This window comes from Pseudomonas sp. GYB4201, from assembly GCF_056312595.1.
This window is the reverse complement of the sequence record NZ_JBWGIG010000002.1, coordinates 1-13279: the sequence shown is the minus strand read 5'-3', so window position 1 is coordinate 13279 and position 13279 is coordinate 1. Positions and strand designations below refer to the sequence as shown.

The window sequence follows — 13279 nt, the reverse complement described above, 5'->3', positions numbered from 1 at the left end:
AGTGAAGGCCTGAGCAGCCTGCGGCGGCGGCTACAGATTCGCCTAGCTGCCGCAGGCTGCGTCCCGCGCCACGCGGTGCGCCTGCGGGCGGCGTGCGCAGGTGTCGCGTAGCGCCCGGGCACGATTTCGCCACTATTGACAGCCGCACCCCGCTGCGCTTTAACTTGTACGACAACTACTGCCGCCGAACAAAGGATTTGTCCATGGCTCTCCCGCGTATCACCTAGCCGCAAGCTACCCATAATCTCCGCGACTTCAGCCTTGCCTCATAGGCTTGTATGACGTCTACAAGGTGGCACCCCGCAACCGCCACCGGCCCCCATAAAAACAATTCAGGGTAAGCGGTCACATGACGACAAAAACGAGCGGCGCGCGCGTCACTTTCAGGCACCTGCGCTGGTGGATGCTGGCGCTGTTCCTGCTGGGGGTGACGGTCAACTACATCACCCGCAATTCCCTGGGCATTCTGGCCCCCGAACTCAAGACCGAACTGGGCATGAGCACCCAGCAGTATTCCTACGTGGTGGGCGCGTTCCAGTTGGCCTACACCTTCTTCCAACCCCTGTGCGGCTGGCTGATCGACGTGGTGGGCCTCAAGGTCGGCTTCATGATCTGCGCCAGCCTCTGGGCGGCGGTGTGCATCCTGCACGCCGGTGTCGGCAGTTGGTTGCAGCTGGCCGTGCTGCGCTTCTTCATGGGCGGCGCCGAGGCCGCCGCCACCCCGGCCACGGCCAAGACCCTGGGCGAATGGTTCCCGCGCAAGGAACGCCCGGTGGCAGCGGGGTGGGCCGGTGTGGGCTTCTCGGTGGGGGCCATGCTGGCGCCGCCGATCATCGTCATGGCCCACGTGCAATTCGGCTGGCGCGGCGCGTTCATGTTCTCCGGGGTGCTGGCCGCCGCCTGGGTGCTGTTGTGGGCGTGGTTGTACCAGGCGCCGCAGCGGCACACACGGTTAAGCGCCGGCGAGCGCGCCTTGATCCTGCAAGACCAGGAGCCCGAGCAACCCAAGCAGCCGCTGCTCACCACCCTGCGCGCGGTGCTACGCAACCGGCGCTTCTACGGCATCGCCATTCCCGCGTTCATGGCCGAACCCGCCTGGGCGGTGCTGAGCTTCTGGGTGCCGCTGTACCTGGCCAACGAACGCGGCATGGACCTCAAGCAGATCGCCCTGTTCGCCTGGGTGCCGTTCCTGGCGGCGGACCTGGGCAGCGTCGCCAGCGGCTACCTGACCCGCCTGTACGTGCGCCTGTTCGGCTGCGCGCGGGTCAACTCGGTGGTGGCCAGTTCCGCCAGCGGCGCGGTGCTGATGCTGTCCCTGGCGTTCGTGGCGCTGACCCGCGACCCCTACGTGGCCATCGCGCTGATCTCCATCGGCGGCTTCGGCCACCAGATCATCTCGTGCATGCTCAGCGCCCTGGTGGTCGAGACCTTCGACAAGAGCCAGATGGCCACGGTCAACGGCATGCGCGGCTCCTGCGCCTGGATCGCCAGCTTCCTGTTCTCGCTGGTGATCGGCCTGACCACCGACACCTTCGGCTTCAACCCCATTTTCATCGCCATGGGCTTCTTCGACCTGCTGGGTTGCCTGTTCATGGTGCTGTTCATTGCCGAGCGCCGCACCGCGCGCGCCACCCCATTACCTGACACCCGGACTGCCGTATGAAAACCTTGAAGCATTGGACGCTGGAACACCGTGGCCCCCACCACGTGGCCCTGAAGGTCGACGACCGCCACCTGTTCTGCCTGTATGTGCTGGAAACCTCGATGTTCCGCGTGCTGGTGAAACGCCAGGGCGAGCTGGCGCTTGACCGCACCTGGTCCATCGCCCCCGGCCAGGACGTGCCCTGGGAAGGGCGCCCGCGGGAAAGCCTGGAGGGCTTCGGCCTGCCGGCGTTCAGCCTGGCCGAGCATGAGCACGGCCTGACCCTGGCCACCGAGCGCCTGCGCGTCACCGTGCACCAGCCGTTGTGGCTGGAATGGGAACACCGCGACGCCCAGGGCACCTGGCAGCCCCTGGCCGCCGACCGGCCCACCAGCGCCTACCTGCTGGGCAGCGCCAACGACGGCGTGGCGCACTACCAGCGCCGGCACGCCGATGACCAATATTACGGCCTGGGCGAGAAGGCCGGTGACCTGCAGCGCAACGGCCGCCGTTTCGAGATGCGCAACCTCGACGCCATGGGCTACAACGCCGCCAGCACCGACCCGCTGTACAAGCACATCCCGTTCACCATCACCCGCCGCCCGGGCGCCAGCTTCGGGCTGTTTTACGACAACCTCAGCAGCAGCTGGCTGGACCTGGGCAACGAATTGGACAACTACCACCAGCCCTACCGCCGCTACCAGGCCGAGGCCGGCGACCTGGACTACTACCTGTTCCTCGGCCCGCAGGTGCTGGACGTGACCAAGGCCTTCGTCCGGCTCACCGGCAAGACCCTGTTCGGGCCCAAGTGGAGCCTCGGCTACAGCGGCTCCACCATGCACTACACCGACGCCCCCGACGCCCAGCAGCAGTTGCTGAAGTTCATCGAGCTGTGCCGCGAACACCAGATCCCCTGCGACTCGTTCCAGCTGTCCTCGGGCTACACCTCCATCGGCGCCAAGCGCTACGTGTTCCACTGGAACCACGACAAGGTGCCGCAGCCGTTGCAGTTGTCCGCAGCCTTCCACGCGGCAGGCCTGAAACTGGCCGCCAACATCAAGCCGTGCCTGCTGCACGACCACCCGCAGTACGCCCAGGTGGCCGAGCAGGGGCTGTTCATTCGCGACTCTGAAAGCGAGGCGCCGGAGCGTTCGGTGTTCTGGGACGACGAAGGCTCGCACCTGGACTTCACCCACCCGCGCACCATCGCCTGGTGGCAGGCCAACGTCACCGCGCAGCTGCTGGAAATGGGCATCGACGCCACCTGGAACGACAACAACGAATACGAAGTGTGGGACGGCGACGCCCGCTGCCACGGCTTTGGCCAGGCCATCGCCATCAAGCACATCCGCCCGGTGATGCCGCTGCTGATGATGCGCGCGTCCATGGAAGCCCAGCAGCGCTTCGCTCCCGATAAACGCCCGTACCTGATCTCGCGCTCCGGCTGCGCCGGCATGCAGCGCTACGTGCAGACCTGGAGCGGCGACAACCGCACCAGCTGGCAAACCCTGCGCTACAACACGCGCATGGGCCTGGGCATGAGCCTGTCGGGGCTGTACAACATCGGCCACGACGTGGGCGGCTTCAGCGGCGCCAAGCCCGATGCCGAACTGTTCGTGCGCTGGGTGCAGAACGGCGTGATGCACCCGCGCTTCACCATCCATTCCTGGAACGACGACCACACCGTCAACGAGCCGTGGATGCACCGCCAGGTGACCCCGGCCATTCGTGACGCCATCAACCTGCGTTACCGCTGGCTGCCGTACTTCTACACGCTGTTCTGGCAGGCCTGCGTGGACGACGAACCGATGCTGCGGCCGACCTTCCTCGACCATGAGCACGACCCGCGCACCTTCGAGGAAACCGACGACTTTCTGCTGGGCCGCGATGTGCTGGTGGCCAGCGTGGTGGAGCAAGGCCAGCGCAGCCGCGAGGTCTACCTGCCGCGCAATGCGCAGGGTTGGTTCGACTACCACAGCGGCGCATGGCACGCGGGTGGCCAGGTGATCAGCCTGGACGCCCCGCTGGAGCGCCTGCCGCTGCTGGTGCGCGCCGGCGCCGCGTTGCCGCTGGCGGTGCGGGGCGATCAGCGCGAGCTGCTGCTGTTCGCCGCGCCGGGCACGGGGCAGGGCAGTGGCGTGCTGTTCGAAGATGACGGCGAAAGCCATGGCTGGCAGCAGGGTCAGGCGCTGTGGGTGGAATGGACCGTGCGCGGCGACGCGCAGCGCATCGACCTGGCCATCACCCACCGCGGCGACTTCCGCCCGGCGTGGCAAACCCTGACCGTGGCCCTGCGCCCGGGCGAGGCGCGTGCGCTGTACATCAATGGCCAGGCGGGTAACACCTACACCCTGTAGCCCCCAGACGCGGCCTGGCGGCCGCTGCTACGCGCCAACCTTCGGACGCGGCCTGGCGGCCGCTGCTACGTGCCAGCCTTCGGACGCGGCCTGCGGCCGCTGCTACGTGCCAGCCTTCGGACGCGGCCTGGCGGCCGCTGCTACGTGCCAGCCTTCAGACGCGGCCTGTGGCCGCTGCTACGTGCCAGCCTTCGGACGCGGCCTGCGGCCGCTGCTATGCCACTCTCCTGTAGCAGCGGCCGCCAGGCCGCGTCACGGTTCGCTGCAGCCATCAAGTCTGGCAAGGGCTGGTCGATAAAAGAAGGTCATCCCCAGCCCGAGCCTCACCCATGCCCCGCAGGACGCGAATCTTGTTGTTCACCCTGGCCCTGGTCACCGTCGCGGCCCTGGCCGTCAGCCTCGATTGGGGCCTGCCCCTGCGCTGGTACCAAGGCTACCAACAGGTCCAGGCGGTTACGCGCCTGCAAGGCGAATACGACGACACCCTCAAGGCCGTGAAGGAGCAGTTCGGCGAGACCGCCGGCTATGTCATTAACGTCAGCGTCGACCAGGACGGCAAGGTCATCCGCACCCTGAGTGCCACCCGCCAATGCGGCGACATGGATGACACGCGCTTCCTGGCCCAGGTCACCGGCAAACTGCACAGCGCCGGCCTGCCGTGGCCCGACAAGGTCGAGTACGTCTACAGCTGCAACTTCTCCAGGCCGGCCTCCATGGGCATGGTGGTGCCGATCCTGGCCAAGGGCGTGGCCCGGCAGCTCAAGGCCGACACCCAGTGTGGCGACGTGCGCGCCGGTTCACTGGCCGCGGTGAACGGCTATTGGCAGCAATCGCTGTACGTGCACGACGGCGCACTGGACATGCGCCTGTACGTGGGCAAGAGCGGTGACGCCGAACGCGTGCAACTGGTGGCCTGGACGCAGATGATGGCCGCCGAAACCCAACAGCGGCTGCTGCTGTGCGCCGCCCGGGCGCTGGTCGACACCGTGGCGCCGGACCAGCGGGACGATGCCTTCGGCGAGAAACTGCAACGGGTGTGGCAGCGCGGCAAGTCGGCGGCCACCTCGGTTCGCGTCGGCGGCTACCAGATAGACACCCAGGCGGAGCCGCTGGAGTTGAACGTGTATTCGATTCGCTGAGTCAGTCCATGCGCAGGCCTGTGCGCCCCGGCAGCGGCGAGAAGAAGATGCCGGTGACCTGGCACAGCAATTGGTCTCGCGCCACCGGCCCGTCGAAACGGCTGTCGCGGCTGCGGTCACGGTTGTCCCCCAGCATGAACAGCTGGTCGTTGCCCACCACCGTGGGTTCGAACGAGTCCGAGTAGGGGGCCGTGTGCGGGGCGGCGTAGAACGGCCCCAGTTCATGGCCGTTGAGGCGCAGGTTGCCGCCGACGATCTGCACCGTGTCGCCACCCAGGCCGGCGATGCGCTTCACCTGTTGCCGGCCATTGTTGAGGTAGGCCACCACGTCGCCCAATTCGTACTGGCTGCGGTTGGCGCACACTACCGTGTCGCGGTCGACCAGGGTCGGCGCCATGCCATTGCCTTCGATGCGCATACCGGTGAAGCCGAGCAGATACGGCCAGGCTGCCACATGCAACAGCAGCCACAGCGAGCAGCCCATGGCGGCCAGGTAGAACAGCTGGTTGCGGGTGCTGGGGCGCCACGCGCGGCGCCGCGCCAGCCAGGCGCCGGCCACGGCCGAGATGCACTTCACCAGCAGCCACAGCACGGCGATGGCGAGCATGCCCACGGGTGTGCCGAACACCCCCAGCCTTCCGCCCACCAACAGGCAGGCCCAGAACCCCGCCACCAGGGCCACGGCGGCCCGCGGCCGGCCCGCATAAAACAGCCCCCAGCCGGTTACCAGCGCACCCAACACAAAGGCGAGCCAGCGCCGTGCGGGCTTGAGTGGAGCGGTGGCGTGGGGCGACGCGGCAACGAGGGATGACATGGCGGGGCTTCCTGTGATTGTCCATAACCAGTGCGCTCGCATTCTCGTTGGCGCGCTTGGCTCTGTCGAGTGCGCGGTAGACGTTTGACGTCACCAGCGGAAACGAGCAGAAACCAAATGCCTGTGCCTTCCGCCGGTCGGGGAATGTCACCCGGGCCACGGTCCTGTATAGTTTTCTGACGCAAGCAATCCATCTAGCGACTCGAGGGCTGAGTTATGTCGAAATCGAAGGCGAAGGTCGCGTGTATCGCCGCTGAGCGAGAGGCGCAGGAGGCCAAGCAGGGCTTCCTGGGGCTTCTGCATGAGGACATGGCCAGCGCCCCCGAGAAGATCCAGCCTATTCCTGCGCCACTGCTGAGCCGCATGGCTGCACTGCGAGCCAAGGCCAAGGCCAACCGCGAGCGGAATGAACCACTTGAGATGTAATCAGTGAATTCAGGGGCGATGGCTGGCCGCCATGGCTGGTCGCTGTTTGGGCACCCCTTGTTCCTCAAGCGGCTGGAGGAGTTGGTTGAGGAGGTGGAGGTGCTGGCGGAGGCAAATCCTCTGCATTTTCACCATCATCCACACTACAAGCTTTTCGAGAAGGTCGACGATGCCATCAGGGTGCGTGTCCCGGCTAACCCCGCAGCCAGGGAATACCTGCAGGGCAATACCTTGGGAAAAAAATGTCGGCATTGGCGTCGCATCAAGGCGGGGATGCCGAACCGCTATCGGCTGTTTTTCCAGTTCAGGGCAGAGGCTCCCCACAGCATCATTTATGCTTGGTTGAATGATGAGCTTACCCTTCGCAAGGACGGCGCCCGAACGGATGTGTACGTGGTTTTCCAGGCGATGCTCAAAAACGGGCAGATTCCCTCGAGTTTTGATGACTTGAAAGAAGCGTCACGCCCAGTGCCGGCGTGACGCTGACCGTGCTGCATTTTACCTCGGCCTGCCCCCGCTACTTCACCGCCACCAGCGCATCCACCAACCCCCTCGCCCCCTCGATATGGTGCAGCGTCGACCACACCAGGCCCTTCTCCACACCTTCGCCATCGGTCAACTCGTAGGCCGAGTCATAGGCGCAGCGCAGCAGGTGCCCCAGGTGGCACAGGGCGTCTTCCAGGCTGATGCCCGGGTTCACGCTGAAAAACGGCTGCTCGCGCGAATCGCGCATGCCGAAGGGCAGCGCGGTGGTTTCCAGATAATCATTCATGACCAGGTTCCCTTTGAGTAAAAACGGCGTGGTGGTGGGTGAGGCCGTGCAAAGGGGTGGGTCGGGTGTTGGCTTTTGCATGGATTGACTCCTGACTTGAATAGGAACCGCACCACACTGTGACCAAACGGTGGGTGGCGGAAGGTACGCAGGTTGGTCAACCGGGAAGTCAGCACCCGGCGCACCCTAAGGTGCCCCACGCACATTCCGCCATAAAGATGCAGTGCAGGTGGGGAAATACCTGCACGCTGGCGCGATGCTGTGCGCTGACTTTACCGGGTGACCAAGCCCTACCGCTGATGTGCAGCGGCGGGCAGAGGTTAGTCACCTATGGAAAAGCACGCAAGCAGCCAAATGTAAGCTAATTATTCGATTATCGCAGACGTTGTAGGGCTTTTCCTAGGATGATTCCTACGTCTATGTTTCCCCATGTGTCTCACAGCTCCTTCTTCATGTGCTTCTCGATCTGCTCCAGCGTCTTGCCCCGCGTTTCCGGCAAGCAGAAGAACACAAATGCCAGCGAGCCCACGTTGATCGCCGCGAACACGAAGAACGTCGGGTTGCCCAAGGTGCTCACCGCCACCGGGAACAGGAACGCCACGCTGGCGTTGAACAGCCACTGCATTGACACCGCCACCCCAGTCAGCAAACCGCGCACCTGCATGGGAAACAGCTCGGACATCAGCAGCCAATACACCGGCGCGATGCACATCTGCATGAACAGCAGGAACACCAGAATGCAACCCAGCGCCGCGTAGCTTTGCGCAAGGTTCTGCGGCATGAACTGCAGCACGCAACCCAGCGCCGCCTGCATCAGCACCACGATCACCAGGCCGGTCATCAACAGGTGCCGGCGGCCGTAGCGGCCGATGGCCCAGATGCCCAGCAGGGTGGCGATCACCGAAACCACGCCGTTGCCGATGGTGGCGGTGAGGGCGGCGTTGGTGCCCATGCCGGTGTGCTGCAGGATGATGGGCGTGTAGTACATGAACGCGTTCACCCCGGTGAACTGCGCGGTAAAGCCCAGGCCCACGCCAATCAGCAACAGCTTGCGCACCCAGGGCTGGCGCAGCAGGGCGCCGGCAGAGGCGTGGCTGCGGTGCTGCTGGTCGTGGGCTTTCATGGCCTCGACCTCGCGCTTGGCTTCGGCGGGGCTGTCGCGCAGGGTTTCCAGCACGGCCTGGGCGTCGTCGTAGCGGCCCTTGGCGGCGAGCCAGCGCGGCGACGCCGGCACGAAGAAGGTGCCCACCAGCAGCAGAAGGCCCGGCACCGTGGCGATGGCCAGCATGTAACGCCAGATGCCCGGGGCGTGCAGCAGCGCCGCCAGCACCGCGCTCAGCACGTAGGCCAGCAATTGCCCGCTGACAATCATCAGCTCGTTGCGGCTCACCAGCCGCGCGCGCTTCGACGGCCCGGCGATTTCCGCGATAAACACCGGCACCGTGGCCGAGCCGCCGCCCACGGCAATGCCCAGCACGAAACGGGCGGCCACCATGAACGCAATCGACGGCGCCACCGCCGTGCCCAGGGCGCCGACGATGAACAGCACCGCCAGCACCCGCAGGGTCACGCGGCGGCCGAAGCGGTCGGACAGGTAACCGCTGGCCAGCGAGCCGAACGCGGCGCCGACGATCAGCGACGCGGTGATCAACCCTTCGCTGAGCGGGTTCAGCCCCAGCCCACCCTGGGCCACGGGCAAGGTCATGAAGGGCAGGGCGCCGGCGATGATGCCGGTGTCATAGCCAAAGGCGAGGGCGCCCATGGTGGCCACCAGCACCGAAATCAGGATCAGGCGCTGGGGCGAGCTGTGTTGGCGGGTGGTTTCACCTGCGGGGTGCGACGCGATAGTGCTGGTAGCCATGGGCGGCAGACCTCTCTGGAAACGACGGGGTGCCAAAATGGCTCACATCGTGTTTAGGGCCGTGCCAGAGCGGTTGGTTCCCTCATAAGTTGCCTTGAACCCGGGTCCCGGCTGTCGGCGCGTTGCCCGCCCCCCCGGAGCTGGGGCCGCCCGCCGCGTCCGGGTTCACCACAGTGTGCCGGGCACAGCGCGGCGCCTTGGACGCGGCCTGCGGCCGCTGCTACAGGTTCGCCCAAAACCGCTCCGCATGCTCCCCCAACGGCATCCGTGGCCGAAACACGCGGATCTGCGCGGCGATTGCCTGCAAACCGTGACCCGCGGCAACCAACCGTCCAGCCGTCACCTCGCTGGCGGCCAGGCTCTCGGGCAGCCATGCCACGCCCTTGGCCTGCAACGCCATCGACAACAGCACCGCGGCCAGGTGCGAGCTGAACACGGTGTCCAGCCGGGGGTGGCCGGGGTGGGTATGCAGGTGCGAGGCGACGATGCGCCCCAGCCCCGACTCGGCGGTGTAGGCCAGGAAGGGCAGGCGCTCAGTGGTGTCCAGTTCTGGCGACTGCAATGCCAGCAGCGCATCACTGCCAATGACCTTGCTCTCGAACAGGCTGCTGTCGAAACGCGGAGGCACCCCGGGGTGCTGGTGGCAGATGAGGAACTGCACCTCGCCACTCAGCAGCAGCTGTTCGCAGGCGGCCATGTTGTCCGAATGCAGGCTGATGCCCTCCAGCGGCGCGCCCTGTTCCATGGAGCGGATCCAGGCAGGGAAGAAGGTGAACGACAGCGAATGGGTGGCCGCGAAGTGCAGGGTGCGGCTGGCCTTGCCGGCCACCTGCTGCACGTCGGCGCGCATCTGGTACAGGCGCCGGGTCAGCTCGCGGGCGTTGTCGAGCATGCTGCGCCCGGCTGCGGTCAACGTCGCGCCCTGGGGCGTGCGCTCGAACAGCTCGACCCCCACCCAGCTTTCCAGCGCGCGTATACGACGGCTGAACGCCGGCTGGGTGACGTGGCGCAACTCCGCGGCCCGCGAGAAATTTTCACTTTCAACCAGGGCGTTGAAGTCTTCCAACCACAGCAATTCCATGAGCGATGCCTTGTACGCATAGGGTTCCCCATTAATAGCATTGGCCCGTTTTTCCCGTCCAGCCGTAGAGTCCCCTCGCACCCCTGGCCTGCCAGGCAAGACAATCAGAGAGGACGCTTTCCATGCGCATCGTCGACATCCGCGAGAAGACGGTTTCCATCGCATCGCCCATTGCCAATGCCTACATCGACTTTTCCAAAATGACCTGCTCGGTGGTCGCGGTGATCACCGACGTGATCCGCGACGGCAAGCCGGTGATCGGCTACGGCTTCAACTCCAACGGCCGCTACGGCCAGGGCGCGCTGATGCGCGACCGCTTCCTGGCGCGCATTACCGAGGCCGACCCCGACACGCTGGTGGACCAGGCCAACGACAACCTCGACCCGTTCGCCATCTGGAAAACCCTGATGACCAACGAGAAGCCCGGCGGCCACGGCGAGCGCTCGGTTGCGGTGGGCACCCTGGACATGGCCATGTGGGACGCGGTGGCGAAAATCGAGGGCAAGCCGCTCTATCGCCTGCTGGCCGACCGTTACCGCAACGGCGTGGCCGACGACAAGGTGTGGGTCTACGCCGCGGGCGGCTACTACTACCCCGGCAAGGACCAGAGCAAGCTCAAGGCCGAGATGCAGAGCTACCTGGACCGCGGCTACGACGTGGTGAAGATGAAAATCGGCGCCGCGCCCCTGGACGAAGACCTGCGCCGCATCGAGGCGGTGCTGGAGGTGGTGGGCGACGGCCGGCGCCTGGCGGTGGACGCCAACGGCCGCTTCGACCTGCCCACCGCCCTGGCCTACGCCGAGGCGATCAAGCCGTACAACCTGTTCTGGTACGAAGAGATCGGCGACCCGCTGGACTACGCCCTGCAGGCCGAGCTGGCCAACCACTACGAGCTGCCCATGGCCACTGGCGAGAACCTGTTCTCGCACCAGGACGCGCGCAACCTGCTGCGCCACGGCGGCATGCGCCCGGACCGCGACTACCTGCAGTTCGACTGCGCGTTGTCATATGGCCTGGTGGAGTACATGCGTACTCTCGAGGTGATGAAGGGGTTGGGCTGGTCGTCGCGCCGCGTGGTGCCGCACGGCGGCCACCAGATGTCGCTGAACATCGCCGCCGGCCTGCACCTTGGGGGCAACGAATCCTACCCGGACGTGTTCCAGCCCTTCGGCGGCTTTGCCGACGGCATCCGCGTGGAGAACAGCTACGTGGGCCTGCCGGACATACCGGGCGTAGGCTTCGAGGCCAAGGCCGCGCTGTACCAGGTGATGCGCGAACTGGGCGAGGGTTGATCAAGTTTTGCTGTAAGGCGGCCCCTGCGCGGGGCCGTGCTTGTCCTCACTACAAAAACAACACTGAGGTACAACCATGAACACGACCACGCGCTGGTACAAGCTGTTGTACGTGCAGGTGCTGATCGGCATCCTGCTGGGCGGGGCGATCGGTTACCTGGTCCCCGACTTCGGCGCCAAGCTGCAACCCCTGGCCGACGGTTTCATCAAACTCATCAAGATGCTGCTGGCGCCGATTATTTTCGGCACCGTGGTGGTGGGCATCGCCAAGATGGGCAGCATCAAGGAAGTGGGGCGCATCGGTGGCAAGGCGCTGCTCTATTTCGAGGTGGTGTCCACCATTGCCCTGGTCATTGGCCTGGTGGTGGTCAACGTCATGAAGCCCGGCGTGGGCATGAACATCGACGTCAGCGCGCTCAACGGCGAAGCCATCAAGGGCTATGCCCAGGCGGCCCACGAGCAGGGCGGCGCGATCAATTTCTTCATGAACATCATCCCCACCACCTTCGTCGATGCGTTCGCCAAGGGGGCGATGCTGCAGGTGATTTTCATCTCGGTGCTGCTGGGCATCGCCCTGGTGCAGATTGGCGCACCGGCCCAGCCGTTGATCAACGTCATCGACCTGTTGTTGCAGGGGCTGTTTCGCATCGTCGCCATGGTCATGCGCCTGGCGCCCATCGGTGCGGGGGCGGGCATGGCGTTCACCATCGGCAAATATGGCATCGGCACGTTGCTGTCGCTGGGGCACCTGATGCTGGCGCTGTACCTCACCACGCTGCTGTTCATCGTGGTGGTGCTGGGCGCCATTGCGCGCTGGTCCGGCATTCCGCTGCTGACCTTCCTGCGCTACTTCAAGGACGAGATCCTGGTGACCCTTGGCACCTGCTCCACCGAAGCGGTGCTGCCGCGCATGATGATCAAGCTGGAGAAGCTGGGCTGCCGTAAATCGGTGGTTGGCATGGTGCTGCCCACGGGGTACACGTTCAACTCCGATGGCACCTGCATCTACCTGACCATGGCGGCGATCTTCGTGGCCCAGGCCACCAACACGCCACTGAGCCTGGCGGACCAGCTGGTGGTGCTGGGGGTGCTGTTGCTGACCTCCAAGGGTTCGGCGGGCGTGGCGGGCGCAGGCTTCGTGACCCTGGCCGCGACCCTGTCGGTCATACCGCAGATCCCGCTGGTGGGGCTGGTGTTGTTGTTGGGGGTGGACCGCTTCCTCAACGAAGCGCGGGCGGTCACCAACCTGCTGGGCAATGGCATCGGCACCCTGGCCATCGCCAAATGGGAAGGCGCCCTCGACCTGGCCAAGGCGCAGCAGGAGATCGCCCAGATGAACAAACCACCGGCCCCAGCCCCGGTGACCCCATAGCAGCGGCCGCCAGGCGGCGTCTTGCTGGAGCACCGCGTGGCCTGGGACGCGGCCTGCGGCCGCTGCTACGGGGGGGCGCAAAACCTTCGTAGCAGCTGCCGCCAGGCGGCGTCTTGCTGGAGCACCGCGCGGCCTCGGACGCGGCCTGCGGCCGCTGCTACGGGGGGGCGCAAACCTTCGTAGCAGCTGCCGCCAGGCGGCGTCTCGCTGGAGCCGCGTGGCCTGGGACGCGGCCTGCGGCCGCTGCTACGGGGCGGCGCAAAACCTTCGTAGCAGCTGCCGCCAGGCGGCGTCTTGCTGGAGCACCGCGCGGCCTCGGACGCGGCCTGCGGCCGCTGCTACGGGGGTGCGCAAAACCTTCGTAGCAGCTGCCGCCAGGCGGCGTCTTGCTGGAGCACCGCGCGGCCTCGGACGCGGCCTGCGGCCGCTGCTACGGGGGGACGCAAACCCCGTAGCAGCTGCCGCCAGGCGGCGTCTTGCTGGAGCACCGCGTGGCCGGGGACGCGGCCTGCGGCCGCGGCTA

The 13279-nt window shown here is 66.0% G+C and carries 11 protein-coding genes; 7 read left to right on the top strand and 4 right to left on the bottom strand.

All coding sequences use genetic code 11. The features are described from left to right. Positions 1 to 349: 349 nt before the first annotated feature. From AC0Z2B_RS02205 to AC0Z2B_RS02195, 3 genes are all read left to right on the top strand, one after another. Entirely contained in the window at positions 350 to 1663 is a 1314-nt protein-coding gene (locus tag AC0Z2B_RS02205) for an MFS transporter (protein WP_476294938.1), read from the top strand. Then, positions 1660 to 3999 carry a glycoside hydrolase family 31 protein gene (locus AC0Z2B_RS02200; RefSeq protein WP_476294937.1) on the top strand — a complete coding sequence of 780 codons (2340 nt, stop codon included), beginning with the start codon at positions 1660 to 1662 and terminating at the stop codon, positions 3997 to 3999. Before AC0Z2B_RS02205 ends, AC0Z2B_RS02200 begins: the two co-directional genes overlap by 4 nt. 350 nt (positions 4000 to 4349) lie before the next feature. Then, positions 4350 to 5138: a hypothetical protein gene (locus AC0Z2B_RS02195; RefSeq protein WP_476294935.1), complete on the top strand. Its 789-nt coding sequence runs from the start codon at positions 4350 to 4352 to the stop codon at positions 5136 to 5138. 1 nt (position 5139) lies between these two features. Here the strand turns inward: AC0Z2B_RS02195 and lepB are convergent, their stop codons facing one another. Beyond that, a complete protein-coding gene (gene lepB / locus AC0Z2B_RS02190) occupies positions 5140 to 5952 on the bottom strand; it encodes a signal peptidase I (protein ID WP_476294934.1) in 813 nt (270 codons plus the stop codon). Positions 5953 to 6168: 216 nt separating this feature from the next. Here lepB and AC0Z2B_RS02185 point away from each other — a divergent pair, with 216 nt between their 5' ends. Together AC0Z2B_RS02185 and AC0Z2B_RS02180 are read left to right on the top strand one after the other, a co-directional pair. After that, the gene (locus AC0Z2B_RS02185; protein WP_473002899.1) at positions 6169 to 6378 is read left to right on the top strand and encodes an AbrB/MazE/SpoVT family DNA-binding domain-containing protein; all 210 of its coding nucleotides are present in this window, start codon (positions 6169 to 6171) and stop codon (positions 6376 to 6378) included. A gap of 18 nt (positions 6379 to 6396) precedes the next feature. Further along, entirely contained in the window at positions 6397 to 6858 is a 462-nt protein-coding gene (locus AC0Z2B_RS02180; RefSeq protein ID WP_473002898.1) for a type II toxin-antitoxin system YhaV family toxin, read from the top strand. Positions 6859 to 6895: 37 nt separating this feature from the next. Here the strand turns inward: AC0Z2B_RS02180 and AC0Z2B_RS02175 are convergent, their stop codons facing one another. The 3 genes from AC0Z2B_RS02175 to AC0Z2B_RS02165 form a co-directional block, all read right to left on the bottom strand. Further along, on the bottom strand, positions 6896 to 7150 hold the full coding sequence (locus tag AC0Z2B_RS02175) for a DUF3077 domain-containing protein (RefSeq protein WP_476294932.1): 255 nt from the start codon (positions 7148 to 7150) through the stop codon (positions 6896 to 6898). Between the two features lie 436 nt (positions 7151 to 7586). Further along, on the bottom strand, positions 7587 to 9011 hold the full coding sequence (locus AC0Z2B_RS02170; RefSeq protein WP_476294931.1) for a sugar porter family MFS transporter: 1425 nt from the start codon (positions 9009 to 9011) through the stop codon (positions 7587 to 7589). A 220-nt stretch (positions 9012 to 9231) separates the two neighbouring features. Further along, complete coding sequence (locus tag AC0Z2B_RS02165) at positions 9232 to 10092, bottom strand: LysR family transcriptional regulator (RefSeq protein WP_476294930.1); 861 nt, start codon at positions 10090 to 10092, stop codon at positions 9232 to 9234. 122 nt (positions 10093 to 10214) lie between these two features. Here AC0Z2B_RS02165 and AC0Z2B_RS02160 point away from each other — a divergent pair, with 122 nt between their 5' ends. Continuing rightward, complete coding sequence (locus AC0Z2B_RS02160) at positions 10215 to 11384, top strand: mandelate racemase/muconate lactonizing enzyme family protein (RefSeq protein WP_476294929.1); 1170 nt, start codon at positions 10215 to 10217, stop codon at positions 11382 to 11384. A 76-nt stretch (positions 11385 to 11460) separates the two neighbouring features. Continuing rightward, a complete protein-coding gene (gene dctA / locus AC0Z2B_RS02155; protein WP_476294928.1) occupies positions 11461 to 12756 on the top strand; it encodes a C4-dicarboxylate transporter DctA in 1296 nt (431 codons plus the stop codon). Positions 12757 to 13279: the final 523 nt, after the last annotated feature.